This window comes from Pseudomonas sp. FBF18 (assembly GCF_024261405.1).
GTDB classification, from domain to species: Bacteria; Pseudomonadota; Gammaproteobacteria; order Pseudomonadales; family Pseudomonadaceae; genus Aquipseudomonas; species Aquipseudomonas palmensis.
This window is the reverse complement of the sequence record NZ_QKRS01000007.1, coordinates 132,707-147,064: the sequence shown is the minus strand read 5'-3', so window position 1 is coordinate 147,064 and position 14,358 is coordinate 132,707. Positions and strand designations below refer to the sequence as shown.

Sequence of the window (14,358 nt, the reverse complement as noted above, 5' to 3'; positions counted from 1 at the left end):
CGCTCGGGTAATGTCGTCCAACCGCACAGGACAGAGCACGCTCATGACTTCCAAGCTGGAACAACTCAAGCAGTTCACCACGGTCGTCGCCGACACCGGCGATATCGATGCGATCAGCCGGCTCAAGCCGGTCGACGCCACCACCAACCCGTCCCTGTTGCTCAAGGCCGCCGCCATGCCCGGCTATGCCGAGCTGCTCGATGACGCGCTCAAGCACAGCAAGGGCGACCTGGGCCTTGCCTGCGATGCATTCGCGGTATCGGTGGGCAGCGGAATTCTCAAGGTGATCCCGGGCCGTATTTCCACGGAAGTGGACGCCCGACTGTCCTTCGACCAACCTGCCCTGCTGTCCAAGGCGCGCCAATTGATCGAGTTGTACGACAAGGCCGGCATCGGCCGCGACCGCGTGCTGATCAAGCTGGCCTCCACCTGGGAGGGCATCCGCGCCGCCGAGGTTCTGGAAAAGGAAGGCATCCAGACCAACCTGACCCTGCTGTTTTCCTTCGCCCAGGCGGCTGCCTGTGCCGATGCCGGGGTGTTCCTGATTTCGCCGTTCGTGGGCCGTATCTACGACTGGTACAAGAAATCGACCGGCAAGGAGTATGTCGGGGCCGAAGACCCGGGCGTGAAGTCGGTCACGCGTATTTACGATTACTACAAGGCCAACGGCTACGACACCGTGGTCATGGGCGCCAGCTTCCGCAACATCGGCCAGATCGAGCAGTTGGCCGGCTGCGACCGCCTGACCATCAGCCCTGAGTTGCTGCAGCAGCTCAGCGATGACCAGGGCACCCTGGCGCGCAAGCTCACCCCGGGCAAGGCTGGCGAGCCACGCCTGACACTCGACGAAAGCCAGTTCCGCTGGCTCTCCAACGAAGATGCCATGGCCACCGAGAAACTCGCCGAGGGCATCCGCCAGTTTGCGCGGGATCAGGAGAAGCTCGAGGCGTTGTTGGCTGCAAAGGCCTGATACAAATACGGTTTGCCAGGCAAGGTGTGAAGGCGGAGCATTAGCGGTTTTGCACGCTGGATCTTGCAGACCTCTTCGCCGGCAACGCCGACTCCTACAGGGCTGCACGATACTGTAGGAGCCGGCATTGCCGGCGAAGCGCCGAAGGCGCACCCATCCATCTTCGAGTAATCAATGCCCGAAAACACCCCGCTGCCCCTGGTACTGGCCGGCCCGTTGCTGCGCCGCCTGGAGCCTGCGCGCATGGTCCTGTGGCTGGTCGGCTCACAGCCGTTGCAGCCCGAACTGCACCTGCAACACTCCACCGAATACACCCTGAGCTGTCAGGTCATCCCCATCGGCCAGCACGCCTTCGTGCACCTGCTCGATATCCAGCTGCACACCCCACTGCCCACCGACGTGCAGATCGACTACGACGTGCTGATCGGCGGCCAGGGCATCGCCACCTGGGCCCCACACCTGCTGTATGAAGGCGCCCGCCTGCCCAACTTCGTGATACGCGAGCGCCTCGACCAGTTGTTGCATGGCTCGTGCCGCAAGCCGCACCACCCCGCCGCCGATGGTCTGTTGTGCGCCGACCGCCTGCTGGCCGCGCCCCACGCACCCGCCGAGCGCCCGGCGCTGCTGATGATGAGCGGTGACCAGGTGTACGCCGACGATGTCGCCGGGCCCATGCTGCGGGCCATCCACGGGCTGATCGAGCGGCTGGGCCTGTACCACGAGCACCTGGAAGGCGCCGTGGTGCAGAACAGCGCCGAGCTGTACCGCCACCCGGCCAGCTACTATCACCGTGCCGACCTGCTGCCAGCCCTGGAGAGCAACGAAACCCTGCGCGAGCGCTTTTTCGGCGGCACGCGCAAACCCATCTTCACCAGCAGCAACGCCGACAACCACCTGGTAACCCTGGCCGAGATCATGGCCATGTACCTGCTGGTCTGGTCGCCTGTGCCCTGGACCTTGGTCGACACCCCCATGCCATCAGGCCTGACCACCCAGCGCCAGGCCCGCTACCAGCGCGAACAGCACTGCCTGGAGGGCTTCGTCGAAGGGCTGGATGGCGTGGCGCGGGTACTGGCGCACCTGCCCAGCCTGATGATCTTCGATGACCACGACATCACGGACGACTGGAACCTCTCGGCCCAATGGGAAGAAACCGCCTACGGGCACGCCTTCTCGCGGCGCATCATCGGCAACGCGCTGATCGGCTACATGCTCTGCCAGGGCTGGGGCAACAACCCGGACGTGTTTGGCGAGCTGCTGCAAAGCTGCCAGGCCCTGAGCCACAGCGCCGATGACGGCGGCTATTTCGACCGCGCTGCGCAAGATGGCCTGATCAAACAGCTGCTGCGCTTTCAGGAGTGGCACTTCGTGCTGCCCACCCAGCCTGCGCTGCTGGTACTCGATACCCGCACACGTCGCTGGCGCAGCGAGAGCAAGCTGCAAAAGCCCTCCGGGCTGCTGGACTGGGAAGCGCTGTGCGAACTACAGCAGGCCTTGCTGGACCACCCCTCGGCCATCATCGTCTCCCCCGCCCCGCTGTTTGGCGTGAAGCTGATCGAAACCATCCAGCGCGTGTTCAGCTGGTGCGGCTATCCGCTGCTGGTGGACGCCGAGAACTGGATGGCGCACCGGGGAGCGGCGCAGGTGATCCTGAATATCTTCCGTCACTCGCGCACGCCAGGGCATTACGTGATCCTCTCGGGCGACGTGCACTATTCCTTCGTTTACGAGGTAATGATTCGTCACAAACGCGGCGCCCCGCACCTGTGGCAGATCACCAGCAGCGGCATCAAGAACGAATTCCCGCGCCGGCTGCTCGATGTGTTCGACCGACTCAATCGCTGGCTCTACGCCCCACGATCACCGTTGAACTGGTTCACCAAGCGCCGCCTGATGCAGGTGGTGCCGCGTACACCCGCGCACAGCAAGGCCGGCGAGCGCCTGTGGAACAGCGCCGGGCTGGGCCAGGTGTTCTTCAACGCGCAGGGGCAGCCCGAGCGCATCTTCCAGCTCAACGCCAACGGCGCGCCGCCCACGGAGTTTCCCCGCGAGGCTGAATGAAAAGGTGAGTTCGGCGCCCGCTACAGGGCGCCAGGATCGATCAGGTCCGCTCCAGGGCGTTGACCAGGTCGTGGAAGGCTTCGCGGTTGGAGTCGTTCAGGCCCATGAGGATCTTGTGCGCTTCCAGCACCTTGGCGCGCACTACCTCTTCGTTCTGGTCCTGGGACGGCAGATCGGTCAGGCACTCGGGGCACGGGATTGGACGATCGACGATGTTGAACACCTGATCGAACCCCATCGACTGCAGAAGCCGGGTGATATCGGCATGGGTAGTCACCACCGTGGGCAGCAGGCCGACCTTCTGCCGCGACAGGATCGACAACTTGGCCAGCAGGCCCAGAGTGGTGCTGTCGATACTGTTGGTTTCGGTAAGATCGATGACGATCGCCGAGAAATTCAGCGCCGTGAAGATCTTTTCAATCGTTGCATCCAGCGCCGAACACAGGGTCAGACGCACTTCACCGACGAACTTCAGAACAAAGGTGCCATTCTGCTCGGCAAACTGGATTCTTCCAGTACTCATTGAAGGTTCCTGCTCAACACCATTAGGGCGATATCATCCGGCATCTCCCCAAGCGTAGCCAATTCGAATCGTTGGCGCAGCCCATCCAGGCTGCCACCTGCTGCCTTGATGATTTCAGGCAAGGCAGCCTCCTTATCTTTGAGTGTGTCGCCAGGCAAAAGGTCCAGAATGCCATCAGACAGCAATGTGAGGCTGAACTGCGGCGGCAACTCCAGAACGTGATCCTGGTAGGTGGCCTCGTCGAACAGCCCCACCGGCAGGCCGCGCCCTTCGAGGTACCGGGTGTCGTCCGGGGTGTACAGCACCGGCAACGGCAGATGGCCGCCGATGCTGTAGGTCATCAGGCCGGTATGCTCGTCGATCACGCCGCCCACCATGGTCACGTGCTTGCCCAGCCTGCAATTGATCAGGCCGCGGTTGATATGCCCGAGCACCTCGGACGGCTTGAACTCGGGCAAGGTGCCGGCGCGCTTGAATTCGAACAGCAGGCGCGTGGTCATGAACTTGAGCAGCACAGTCACGAACGCCGAGGAGGCACCATGGCCGGACACGTCGGCCAGGTAGAACGCCACGCGTCGCTCGTCGACACGAAAGTAATCGGTGAAATCGCCAGACAGGTACAGAGACGGAATGATCTGGTGTTCGAAACGCAGGTCTCCGGCCTTCCAGGGGTTCTCCGGCAGCATGTTCATCTGCACCTGGCGCCCGGCAGTCTGGTCTTCCTGCAGCAGGTGCAGGCTGGCCTCCAGCTCACGGTTGGCGGTTTCGAGCTTGTCGCGGTAACGCTGGTTTTCCAGTACCAGATGCGCCCGATCCAACGCCCGGCGAACCGAGTGCTCCAGCACTGCCAGGTCTTCCAGGGGCTTGATCAGGTAGTCGGCAGCACCCAGGCGCAACGCTTCGACGGCATCGTTCATCACGCCCGCGCCCGACACCACGATCACCGGCAGGTCGGGGGCACGCTCGGTAACCTGGCGAATCAGCTCCAGGCCGCCCATTTGCGGCATGCGCAGATCGCAGATCACCAGATCAGGCTGTTCCTGCTCGAAGACCTGGAGACCCTGCTGGCCGTTGCTTGCCTGCAGGACGCTGAAGCCGCTGTCTTCCAGGTAGGCGGCGAGGCTCGCACGCACTACATCGTCATCATCGATTATCAGCAGCGTTGCACTGTTTTTCTGCATGTGGGCAAACGGCGCCAGAAATAGGTTGGGGTAGGCGGCCAGGCAAAACGAGGCCCGCTTACTGGATTCACTTCTAGCCACTCTTGCATTTCAGGTGTAGGACAAAAGGCCTGCCCGGCAAATGTCAGAGGTGCCCTGTAAGGCGCAGACGGTACTCCCATCCGCCGGGGGTTTCAAGCATGCACCGATGGTCGCCTGTGCTCTTTACAGCACAAATCACCGGGAGTTATAAAAACCCCTTCTATCGCAACCCAATGGAAGGATGCAGGCATGAGCCAGAACCACGCCGACTATAGCGAGAAGCGTGATTTCATCAGGATGCGGGTAGATACCGACGTTACCCTGATACATGCCGAGCAAGTGATTGCGGCGGTGTGCCTGGACCTCTCGAGCAGCGGCATGCAGGTACAGGCAGCGAAAACCTTTCAGGTTGGAGACAACCTCAGCGTCAGCATCGATTCGGACCACCCTTCACTCAAGGGCCTGCACGCCACAACGCAAGTGGTGTGGATTGCCGATCAGCCCCAGGGCCAGCAGAAGCTGGGCCTCAAGATCCTTGCGATGAGCTGAACAGCAGGCATGAAAAAGGCGGCCATGGCCGCCTTTTTCATGCATCACGATCAGAAATCGTCTTTTACATCCCCGTCCTTGACCTTGAACTCGCGGTTCTGCAGGTAGGCGTTGCGGATGAAGCTGTACTTGTCGCCACGGATCATCTTCTCGGCCGACAGCAGGCTGGCACGGGTGTCCACCACGTCCACCGCGATTGCGGTATTGCGGGTGGGCACATGGTCCATGTAGCGGTAGGGTTCGGTGTAGGTGTCCGGGTACTTGGCGATCGCATCGCGCACGGTGCTCGGCCCAAGCAGCGGCAGCATCACGTACGGGCCACTGCCTACACCCCAGTAGCCGAGGGTCTGGCCGAAGTCCTCGTCGCTGCGCTGCAGGCCCATCTTGGTACCCACATCGAAGAAGCCGGCCAGGCCGAAGGTGGTGTTGACGATCAACCGCGCGGTATCCACGCCGGCTGCGTGGGGCTTGAGCTGCAACACGTTGTTGGCAAGGTTGGTCACGTCACCGAGGTTGCGGAACATGTTGTGGATGCCGTCCTCGAGAAACTGCGGCGTCACCCACTGGTAGCCCTGGGCCAGCGGCTTGAGCGCGTAGGTATCGATCGTGTCGTTGAACCGGAAGATCGGCCGGTTGATGCTCTCCCACGGGTCTTCCTCGGTCGCCGCCTGGGCCAGTACCGGCGCCAGCAGCAGGCTCGCGCAGACACAGGCACGGGTCATACGATCGATCACGCCAGCACCGATCCCACGCATAAAATTTCTCCTAGGCAAACATTGCACTGCGCCGGCATCAGGCCGTCGACAGCCAAAAGGAAACAAGTATAAAGCCTCTCTGGCAGATTAGGCAGCTTCCTCCAACCTGCGTCGATATTTTGTGAAAGCCGCCTGAAGGTCATCAAAGCGTCACGCCACGGTCACACCCCGACGTTAGCCTTGCTGGTTATTTCAGGGACGTTGCCATGCCCCATTCCCCCGCCTTCACCGCCGTGCTGTTCGGCCTGCGCGGCTGCCTGGTCGACTTCGGCGCACGATGCCAGGCGCCCGGCAACGCACCGGCCAGGCCTACACCAGGCGCCCTGCCCGCCCTGCACTGGCTGCGGGAACACGGCGTGCCCTGTGCCTGGCTCGACGAACTGCCGGCTGCCCTGGGCCAGCACCTGAGCCAGGCGCTGCCCGCCTGGGTGCGCCGACCGGATACCACCGGCCACGCGCCCTGGCCCGCGCCGGATGCCTGCTGGCACGCCCTGATGCAGCTCAAGGCCGACCGGCTCGATGGCTGCGTGCTGGTCAGCGGCGAGCCGCGCCTGCTGCAGGCCGGGCTCAACGCCGGGCTGTGGACCGTGGGCCTGGCCTCGTGCGGCTCGCTGTGCGGGCTGGACGAGGCTACCTGGCAGGCACTGGAGGAACGCGAGCGCGAACTCAAGCGAGGCAAGGCTACCGTTCACCTGTTCGGGCTGGGGGTGCATTCGGTGATCGACCAGCTGGAACAACTGGCCGATTGCCTGGCCGATATTGGCCTGCGCCGCCTCAAGGGCGAAAAACCCTGATACAGGCACATTGATCAGGGTCATGCAAAGCGGCGCCGGGTGGATTAACCTGAACAGCGAGGCACGGACCTTTCGCCCGCGCGCGGGGTCCATGTCTGAGCCTATTCATAGAGGGAGAACACCCATGCCTGCCCGCGAACTTCAAGCGCAACTCGACGCCCTGCGCGAGCAACTGGAGCAAAACCCACCGCTCTCGGAACAGGAGCGTGTCGAGCTGCACGAACTGATGGCGCAGATCCAAGCAAAAATCGAACTGGAGGCCGTAACCCCGGACAACAACCTGGTCGACGGCGTCAACCTCGCCGTCGAACGTTTCGAAGTCGAGCACCCGGGCCTGACCGCCACCCTGCGCAACATCGTTCAGAGCCTGCAAAGCATGGGCATCTGAACCCTGCGGCAAAAACGAAAGCCCCGTCACACTGGACGGGGCTTTTTCGTTACTGGCGAACCAGGCGCAGGTTCTTCAGGGTGACCGGCCCGGTGCTGCGGTACGGGTTGATGTCCAGCCCGCCCCGGCGCACGTAGCGCGCATACACCGTGAGGGTTTCGGGGTTGAGCAGGCGCTTGAGGTCCAGGTAGATACGTTCCACGCATTGCTCGTGGAAGTCGGCATGCTGACGGAAGCTGATCAGGTAGGTCAGCAGGCTGGCATGGTCCAGCGCCGCGCCACGGTAATGGACAGTCACGCTGCCCCAGTCCGGCTGCCCGGTCACCGGGCAGTTGGATTTGAGCAGATGGCTGTGCAGGGTTTCTTCCACCACACGCTCGGCATCGCAGCGCAGCAGCTCCGGTTGCGGCTGCTCGTAGTTGCTGATGCTGACCTCCAGGTCATCGATGCAGGTGCCCGGCAGCGCCATCACACCCTCGCGCTGAACCTCGGCCAGGCTGCGGATACGCACCCCTACCGGCTTGCCGGCTGCCGCAGACAGGTCCTTGACCAGACAGGCCTGCACCGCCTGCGCCGAGGCGAACTCGGTCTGGTTCAGCGAGTTCAGGTACAGCTTGAACGACTTGGACTCGATGATGGCCGGCGAATCGGCCGGGATGGCGAACTCGCCGATGGCCACCACCGGCTTGCCCGAAGGCAGCAACCAGGACAGCTCGAAGCAGTTCCAGTAATCCACACCCGACCACGGCAACGTTTGCGCGGTGACCCCAAGCTCGGCCCATTTGGCTGCACGCGGGATGGGGAACAGCAGCGACGGCGTGTAGGTGCTGATGTATTCACTGGACTTGCCCAGTGGCGAATGTTCGGCGGCGGGATGCATGGCTCAAACCTGAAGGACGAAATTGGTCTAGTTTATCGGGTTTGCGCGCTGCATTGGTCATTTGGCGATAGTCAGCTTGCCCACCATGCCGGCCTGGTAATGCCCCGGCACGTTGCAGGCGAACTCGATCGGCGTGCTCTGGCTGAAAGTCCAGGTCAGTTCGGCGCGCTTGCCCGGCGCCACCATCACCATGTTCGGGTCGTCATGCTGCATGTCGCCGCTACCCATCGCACCATGATCATCACCGCCATGATTCATACCGCCATGATTCATGCCGCCATGTCCCATTGCCGAATGATCCATCTGCCCCTGCATGGCGAGCATCTCCTGCTGGTGCCGGGCGTGCATGGCCGCATCCCCCAGGTTGAACTCGTGGGGCACCTGGCCGTTGTTCACCAGCACGAAACGCACCGTTTCGCCGGCCTTGACCTGCAGCGCGCGCGGCTCGAAGTACATGTCGCCCATCACGACCTCCACCGTGCGCGTGGCCTGCGCCGCCGCAGCCGGCTTGCCGAAGGCGTACTCGTGCCCGGGTGCCGCCAGCAGCGGCAGGCTCCACAGCGCCAGGGCGCTCGCGATCATCAAGCGTTTCATCGTGCATCCTCTATCATGTGCAAGCTCATGCCCCGCACTGTAGAAAACTGCCGCTGGCAACCACCTGACGAAAACATTACAACTTTGTCAGCTTTGCCCCGCGCACCCTGCCACAGGGTATAAACCCAGCCCCCAACGCTGCCGAGAAGCCCATGAAACTGTTGATCATCGAAGACCAGCCCAAGACCGGCCTCTACCTGCGCCAGGGCCTCAACGAAGCCGGCTTCAGCACCGAACTGGCCACCGACGGCGATACCGGTCAGCACCTGGCCCTGAGCGGCGACTACGACCTGCTGATTCTCGACGTGATGCTCCCCGGGCGTGACGGCTGGCAGATTCTGCAGGCCGTGCGCGAGGCCGGCTTCGACACCCCGGTGCTGTTCCTCACGGCCCGCGATGCGGTAGAGGACCGCGTGCATGGCCTGGAACTGGGCGCCGACGACTACCTGATCAAACCCTTTGCGTTCTCCGAACTGCTGGCGCGGGTCCGCACCCTGCTGCGCCGCGGCGCCAGCCCGCCCCAGGAAACCACCCTGAACCTGGCCGACCTGCGCCTGGACCTGATTCGCCGCCGGGTGGAACGCGCCGGGGCACGCATCGACCTCACCGCCAAAGAGTTCGCCCTGCTCGAACTGCTGCTGCGCCGCCAGGGCGAGGTGCTGCCCAAATCGCTGATCGCCTCGCAGGTGTGGGACATGAACTTCGACAGCGACACCAACGTGATCGAAGTGGCGATCCGGCGCCTGCGCCTGAAGGTCGACGATGGCCACGACAACAAGCTGATCCACACCGTGCGCGGCATGGGCTACGTGCTCGAGGAGCGCCCGGCGTGATGCGCAGATTGTCCCTGGGCGCACGCCTGGCGCTGTTGTTCGCCGCCTGCACGGCGGCGGTGTCACTGACGGCGGGGCTCCTGTTCAGCCGGGCCAGCGAGGCGCACTTCATCGAGCTCGATCAGCAGTTGCTCGACAGTCGTCTGTCGGTACTGCGCCAGGCGCTCGTTGGCGTGCACGACCGCCCGAGCCTGGCAGCGCGGCTACCGCTGCTGCGCGGCGAACTGAGCCACCAGGCCGACCTTGCACTGCGCATTCGTGGCAGCGACGGGGCGCAGTGGTTTGCCAGCCGCCCCGGCCTGCCTGACGCACCCGACATACCGGGCCTGAGCACCCTGCGCAGCGAGGGCATGGATTTTCGCAGCCTGTGCGTGGTGCTTGAAGGCGGCAGCCGGCTCACTCTGTTTCTGGATATCACCCACCACCAGCACTTTCTGCAACGCATGCAGCGCCTGATCTGGCTGACGATGGGCCTTTCGGCGCTGGCCACCGCGCTGCTCGGTGCCTGGGCCGTGCGCCGTGGCTTGCGTCCGCTGCGCCGGATGGGCGAGGTGGCAGCCGGCGTTTCGGCGCGCTCGCTGACCACACGCCTGCCCCAGGCCCAGATGCCGCCAGAGCTGGCGCAACTGGCCGGCACCATGAATGCCATGCTCGAACGTCTGGACGATGCCTTCCAGCGCCTGTCGGCCTTCTCGGCCGACATTGCCCACGAGCTGCGCACGCCGCTGTCCAACCTGCTGACCCACACCCAGGTCACCCTCACCCGCCCGCGCAGCCTGGAGGAGTACCGCGAGGCATTGCACGGCAACCTCGAGGAACTGCAATGGATGGCGCAACTGGTCAACGACATGCTGTACCTGGCCAAGGCCGACCACGGCCTGCTGATGCCCAATCGCGAGCCCCTGGCGCTGGACCAGGAGGCCGATGCCTTGATCGAGTACTACGCGCCATTGGCCGAGGATGCACAGATCAGCCTGAGCCGCGAAGGGCTGGCCGAGCTGACGGGAGACCGCAACATGCTGCGACGGGCCCTGTCCAACCTGCTGGACAACGCGCTGCGCTTTACCCCGGCACAGGGCGAGATACGGGTCGAGATTGCGCAGGGTGATGGCAGGGTTCGCCTGGTGGTGGCCAATCGCGGGGCGCCGATCGATACCGCGCTATTGCCGCGGCTGTTCGACCGGTTCTACCGGGCCGACCCGGCACGCCGGGAAGGCAGCAGCGAACACGCCGGGCTGGGGCTGGCGATCACCCGTTCGATCGTGCAGGCGCACGGTGGGGTGATCAGTGCCGAATCGGCGCAGGGGTGGACGCGGTTCCTGATCGACTTGCCGGAACACAACGCAGCCCTGTAGAAGCCGGCGTTGCCGGCGAATCGGCGCATGCGACATGCCTGAACATGGCCAGGCAGTGTGTCCGCTTCGCCGGAAACGCCGGCTCCTACAAGAGCGGTGGCATCACTCGTACCGCAAGGCGTACGCCGGCTCGACCTGCGAAGCACGCCACGCCGGATACAGGGTGGCCAGAAAGCTCATCACCAACCCCGCCGTGCAGATCAGCGCCACATCGCCCCATTGCAGTTCCGATGGCAGCGTACTGATGAAGTACACGTCCGAGGTAAAGATATGCTGCCCGCTGACCCGCTCCAGCCAGCCGACGATCTGGCTCACATTGAGCGCCGCGATCACACCGAGCACACCACCGATCAAGGTGCCCACCACACCGATCAGGCTGCCCTGCACCATGAACGTGCCCATGATCTGCGCCGGCGTCGCGCCGATGGTACGCAGGATGGCGATGTCCGCGCCCTTGTCGTTCACCACCATGATCAGGGTGGCGATGATGTTGAACGCCGCCACCGCAATGATCATCATCAGCAGCAGGCCGATCATGGTCTTTTCCATTTTCATGGCACTGAACAGGCTGCCTTGGGTGTGGGTCCAGTCATCGGCGCGGTACTGCTCGCCCAGTTCGCCCACTATCGCCCTGGACACCTGCGGCGCGGCATACAGGTCCTTGACCTTGAGCCGCACGCCCTGCACCTGGTTCGGCGCCCAGCGCTGCATGCTCGCCGCATCGGCCATGTGGATCAGGCCCATGGAGCCATCCAGCTCGGCGCCCACCTTGAACACGCCGACCACGTTGAGGCGCTGCATGCGCGGGGTGATGCCGCCGGGTGCGGTGCTCACCTCGGGCACGATCAGGGTCAGCTTGTCACCGACCCTGAGGCCAAACCGACGCGCCGTCATCTCGCCTACCACCACGCCGAACTCGCCCGGCTTGAGGTCGTCGAGTCGGCCCTGAACGATGTGGTCGGCCACGATCGAGACCTTGCCTTCCTGCGCAGGGTCGATGCCGCTGATCTGGATCGGCTGCATCGCGCCCTTGTAGGAGAGCATGCCTTCCATCTCGGTCAGCGGCGCAGCGGCCAGCACTTCGGGGTTCTTCAACGCGGCATCGGCCACCGCCTGCCAGTTGTCCAGCGGCTGGGCGCCCAGCACGGCGGCATGCGGCACCATGCCCAGGATCCGCGCACTCATTTCACGCTGGAAGCCGTTCATCACCGACAGCACCACGATCATCGCCAGCACGCCCAGGGACAGGCCGATCATCGAGGTCATCGAGATGAACGAGATGAAGTGGTTGCGGCGCTTGGCACGGGTGTAACGCGCACCGATGAAAATTGACAAGGGTCTGAACATGAACTGAAGCACCCAGGTAAAGAAAAGAGACAAGGGGCCCGCCATGCACGGCGGGCCACCTGTACTGCCAGGTCAGATCGAAACCAGACGCCCGTCTTCCAGGCGCAGCACACGGTCCATCTGCCGCGCCAGGTTGAGGTCGTGGGTCACCACCAGGAACGCGGTCTGCGAGGAGCTGCTCAGCTCCTGCATCAGGTCCTGGATGCCCTGTGCGGTGTGGTGGTCGAGGTTGCCGGTAGGCTCGTCGAGCATCACCAGCCCGGGCCGGTTGACCAGCGCCCGGGCAATCGCCACGCGCTGGCGCTCGCCGCCGGACAGCTCGGATGGCTTGTGCGTCAGGCGATGGCCCAGGCCGACACGCGTGAGCAGCGCCTCGGCACGTTCGCGCGCCTCGGGGATCGGCGTGCGGCCGATCAGCAGCGGCATGCACACGTTCTCCAGCGCGGTGAACTCCGGCAGCAGGTGGTGGAACTGGTAGACGAAGCCCAGTGCGCGGTTGCGCAGCAGGCCACGTGCACGCTCGCCCAGCGCCGACAGCTCTTCACCGGCCAGCCATACGCTGCCCTGGGTCGGGGTATCGAGGCCACCCAGCAGGTTGAGCAAGGTACTCTTGCCCGACCCTGAACTGCCGACGATCGCCACACGCTCACCCGGGTACAGCTCCAGCTGCAGGCCCGACAACACTTGCACCGACTCCGGGCCTTCCTCGTAGGACTTGCCCAGGTTGCGGCAACTCAGCACTGCTTTATCACTCATGCCCAACTCACTCATAACGTAGCGCCTCCGCAGGCTGGGTGCGCGCCGCACGCCAGGCCGGATACAGGGTGGCGAGGAAACTCAGGACCAGCGCCGCACCGCAGACCATCCACACGTCTTCGGCCATGACCTGGGACGGCAGGTAGTCGATGAAGTACACGTCGGCGTTGAGGAACTTGTGCCCCATCAACCGCTCGAGGCCGGCAATCGCTGCACTCACGTTGAGCGCGGCGGCGATGCCGACCACGGCGCCGATCAGGGTGCCGACCACGCCGATCACGGTGCCCTGCACCATGAAGATGGCCATGATCTGGCCCGGCGTGGAGCCCAGCGTGCGCAAGATGGCGATGTCGCCCTTCTTGTCGTTGACCACCATCACCAGGGTGGAAATGATGTTGAACGCCGCCACCGCGACAATCAGCAGCAACAGCAGGCCGATCATGGCTTTTTCCATGCGGATGGCCTGGTACAGGTTGCCGTGGCTGCGGGTCCAGTCACGGGCGTAGAACTCGTGCTCGCCCAGCTTCTGGGCGATGTTCCAGGCCTCGCGGGGTGCCTGGAACAGGTCGTCGAACTTCAGGCGCAGGCCCTGCACCTGGTCGGCCTTCCAGCGGTGCAGGCGCGACAGGTCCGACAGGTTGGTCAGGCCCAGGTAGCCGTCGATCTCGCCGGCGCCCACGTGGAAGATGCCGACCACGGTGAAGCGCTTCATGCGCGGGAACATGCCGGCCGGGGTCACGGTAACCTCGGGGGCGACGAAGGTCAGCTTGTCGCCGATGCCCACGCCCAGCTTGGCTGCGGCCTTGTCGCCGATCATGATGCCGAAGCTGCCCGGCGCCAGCGCGTCGAGCTTACCCTCGCGCACGAAGTCGTCGATGATCGACACCTTGCGCTCTTGCGCCGGGTCAATACCGTTGAGCAGCACCTTCTGTACCTTGCCGTCATGGGTCAGCAGGCCCTGCATCTGGGTGAACGGCGCCACCGCCAGCACCGCCGGGTTCTGCTTTACTGTATCGGCAAGGGCTGGCCAGTCGCTGATCGGCTGTCCGGTCTCGAGGGTGGCATGGGGCACCATGCCCAATACGCGGGTACGCATTTCATGATCGAAGCCATTCATCACCGACAGCACCACGATCATCACCACCACGCCCAGGGCGAGGCCGATCATCGAGGTCAGCGAAATGAACGAGACGAAGTGATTGCGACGTTTGGCACGGGTGTAACGCGTACCGATAAATACGAAAAGAGGTCTGAACATGTCGGGGCTTGTTCGGAGGAAAGAGGAACGTCCTTGTGGCGGGGCTTGAATAGCAGCTTTACACTCAGACCACCGCCGCTACCATGGGTTCGC

Annotated in this window: 15 protein-coding genes; 7 read left to right on the top strand and 8 right to left on the bottom strand. The window is 63.8% G+C overall.

What is annotated here, in order from left to right:
- Positions 1 to 43: 43 nt before the first annotated feature.
- Positions 44 to 970 carry a transaldolase gene (tal, locus tag DN387_RS13335; RefSeq protein WP_043864539.1) on the top strand — a complete coding sequence of 309 codons (927 nt, stop codon included), beginning with the start codon at positions 44 to 46 and terminating at the stop codon, positions 968 to 970.
- 174 nt (positions 971 to 1,144) lie between these two features.
- The gene (locus DN387_RS13330) at positions 1,145 to 3,031 is read left to right on the top strand and encodes an alkaline phosphatase D family protein (RefSeq protein WP_236171553.1); all 1,887 of its coding nucleotides are present in this window, start codon (positions 1,145 to 1,147) and stop codon (positions 3,029 to 3,031) included.
- Between the two features lie 40 nt (positions 3,032 to 3,071).
- Here the strand turns inward: DN387_RS13330 and rssC are convergent, their stop codons facing one another.
- Positions 3,072 to 3,554 carry an anti-sigma factor antagonist RssC gene (gene rssC, locus DN387_RS13325; RefSeq protein WP_043864541.1) on the bottom strand — a complete coding sequence of 161 codons (483 nt, stop codon included), beginning with the start codon at positions 3,552 to 3,554 and terminating at the stop codon, positions 3,072 to 3,074.
- Positions 3,551 to 4,735, bottom strand: coding sequence for a two-component system response regulator RssB (gene rssB, locus DN387_RS13320; RefSeq protein WP_043864542.1), 1,185 nt, complete (start codon positions 4,733 to 4,735; stop codon positions 3,551 to 3,553). Before rssB ends, rssC begins: the two co-directional genes overlap by 4 nt.
- Before the next feature lie 270 nt (positions 4,736 to 5,005).
- On the opposite strand from rssB, the gene DN387_RS13315 reads away from it, so the two are divergent.
- A complete protein-coding gene (locus DN387_RS13315) occupies positions 5,006 to 5,305 on the top strand; it encodes a PilZ domain-containing protein (protein WP_043864543.1) in 300 nt (99 codons plus the stop codon).
- Positions 5,306 to 5,355: 50 nt separating this feature from the next.
- On the opposite strand, the gene DN387_RS13310 is transcribed toward DN387_RS13315, so the two are convergent.
- Positions 5,356 to 6,060 carry a VacJ family lipoprotein gene (locus DN387_RS13310; RefSeq protein WP_043864544.1) on the bottom strand — a complete coding sequence of 235 codons (705 nt, stop codon included), beginning with the start codon at positions 6,058 to 6,060 and terminating at the stop codon, positions 5,356 to 5,358.
- 206 nt (positions 6,061 to 6,266) lie between these two features.
- Between DN387_RS13310 and DN387_RS13305 the strand changes: the two genes are divergently transcribed.
- Both DN387_RS13305 and DN387_RS13300 read left to right on the top strand, forming a co-directional pair.
- On the top strand, positions 6,267 to 6,854 hold the full coding sequence (locus DN387_RS13305) for a hypothetical protein (protein WP_054916180.1): 588 nt from the start codon (positions 6,267 to 6,269) through the stop codon (positions 6,852 to 6,854).
- A 124-nt stretch (positions 6,855 to 6,978) separates the two neighbouring features.
- Positions 6,979 to 7,242: a DUF4404 family protein gene (locus DN387_RS13300; protein ID WP_043864546.1), complete on the top strand. Its 264-nt coding sequence runs from the start codon at positions 6,979 to 6,981 to the stop codon at positions 7,240 to 7,242.
- 49 nt (positions 7,243 to 7,291) lie between these two features.
- Here DN387_RS13300 and queF read toward each other — a convergent pair whose 3' ends face one another.
- Both queF and DN387_RS13290 read right to left on the bottom strand, forming a co-directional pair.
- On the bottom strand, positions 7,292 to 8,122 hold the full coding sequence (gene queF / locus DN387_RS13295; protein WP_054916181.1) for an NADPH-dependent 7-cyano-7-deazaguanine reductase QueF: 831 nt from the start codon (positions 8,120 to 8,122) through the stop codon (positions 7,292 to 7,294).
- A 57-nt stretch (positions 8,123 to 8,179) separates the two neighbouring features.
- The gene (locus DN387_RS13290; protein WP_054916182.1) at positions 8,180 to 8,716 is read right to left on the bottom strand and encodes a plastocyanin/azurin family copper-binding protein; all 537 of its coding nucleotides are present in this window, start codon (positions 8,714 to 8,716) and stop codon (positions 8,180 to 8,182) included.
- A 152-nt stretch (positions 8,717 to 8,868) separates the two neighbouring features.
- Between DN387_RS13290 and DN387_RS13285 the strand changes: the two genes are divergently transcribed.
- Together DN387_RS13285 and DN387_RS13280 are read left to right on the top strand one after the other, a co-directional pair.
- Positions 8,869 to 9,549 (top strand): heavy metal response regulator transcription factor, encoded by a 681-nt coding sequence (locus tag DN387_RS13285; protein ID WP_054916183.1) that lies wholly within the window; start codon positions 8,869 to 8,871, stop codon positions 9,547 to 9,549.
- A complete protein-coding gene (locus DN387_RS13280; RefSeq protein WP_054916184.1) occupies positions 9,546 to 10,904 on the top strand; it encodes a heavy metal sensor histidine kinase in 1,359 nt (452 codons plus the stop codon). The genes DN387_RS13285 and DN387_RS13280 overlap by 4 nt, the downstream gene beginning before the upstream one ends.
- A gap of 102 nt (positions 10,905 to 11,006) precedes the next feature.
- On the opposite strand, the gene DN387_RS13275 is transcribed toward DN387_RS13280, so the two are convergent.
- From DN387_RS13275 to DN387_RS13265, 3 genes are all read right to left on the bottom strand, one after another.
- Complete coding sequence (locus DN387_RS13275; RefSeq protein WP_043864660.1) at positions 11,007 to 12,251, bottom strand: lipoprotein-releasing ABC transporter permease subunit; 1,245 nt, start codon at positions 12,249 to 12,251, stop codon at positions 11,007 to 11,009.
- Positions 12,252 to 12,323: 72 nt separating this feature from the next.
- Positions 12,324 to 13,007: a lipoprotein-releasing ABC transporter ATP-binding protein LolD gene (gene lolD, locus DN387_RS13270; protein ID WP_177332997.1), complete on the bottom strand. Its 684-nt coding sequence runs from the start codon at positions 13,005 to 13,007 to the stop codon at positions 12,324 to 12,326.
- Positions 13,008 to 13,014: 7 nt separating this feature from the next.
- Positions 13,015 to 14,265 carry a lipoprotein-releasing ABC transporter permease subunit gene (locus DN387_RS13265; RefSeq protein WP_054916186.1) on the bottom strand — a complete coding sequence of 417 codons (1,251 nt, stop codon included), beginning with the start codon at positions 14,263 to 14,265 and terminating at the stop codon, positions 13,015 to 13,017.
- Positions 14,266 to 14,358: the final 93 nt, after the last annotated feature.

Coding starts and splice junctions, on each gene's coding strand:
- DN387_RS13330 (WP_236171553.1), top strand. CDS start 1,145: ATGCCCGAAAACACCCCGCTGCCCCTGGTACTGGCCGGCCCGTTGCTG.
- DN387_RS13300 (WP_043864546.1), top strand. CDS start 6,979: ATGCCTGCCCGCGAACTTCAAGCGCAACTCGACGCCCTGCGCGAGCAA.
- DN387_RS13290 (WP_054916182.1), bottom strand. CDS start 8,716: ATGAAACGCTTGATGATCGCGAGCGCCCTGGCGCTGTGGAGCCTGCCG.
- lolD (WP_177332997.1), bottom strand. CDS start 13,007: ATGAGTGATAAAGCAGTGCTGAGTTGCCGCAACCTGGGCAAGTCCTAC.
- tal (WP_043864539.1), top strand. CDS start 44: ATGACTTCCAAGCTGGAACAACTCAAGCAGTTCACCACGGTCGTCGCC.
- DN387_RS13275 (WP_043864660.1), bottom strand. CDS start 12,251: ATGTTCAGACCCTTGTCAATTTTCATCGGTGCGCGTTACACCCGTGCC.
- DN387_RS13305 (WP_054916180.1), top strand. CDS start 6,267: ATGCCCCATTCCCCCGCCTTCACCGCCGTGCTGTTCGGCCTGCGCGGC.
- rssC (WP_043864541.1), bottom strand. CDS start 3,554: ATGAGTACTGGAAGAATCCAGTTTGCCGAGCAGAATGGCACCTTTGTT.
- rssB (WP_043864542.1), bottom strand. CDS start 4,735: ATGCAGAAAAACAGTGCAACGCTGCTGATAATCGATGATGACGATGTA.
- DN387_RS13315 (WP_043864543.1), top strand. CDS start 5,006: ATGAGCCAGAACCACGCCGACTATAGCGAGAAGCGTGATTTCATCAGG.
- DN387_RS13265 (WP_054916186.1), bottom strand. CDS start 14,265: ATGTTCAGACCTCTTTTCGTATTTATCGGTACGCGTTACACCCGTGCC.
- DN387_RS13310 (WP_043864544.1), bottom strand. CDS start 6,060: ATGCGTGGGATCGGTGCTGGCGTGATCGATCGTATGACCCGTGCCTGT.
- DN387_RS13285 (WP_054916183.1), top strand. CDS start 8,869: ATGAAACTGTTGATCATCGAAGACCAGCCCAAGACCGGCCTCTACCTG.
- queF (WP_054916181.1), bottom strand. CDS start 8,122: ATGCATCCCGCCGCCGAACATTCGCCACTGGGCAAGTCCAGTGAATAC.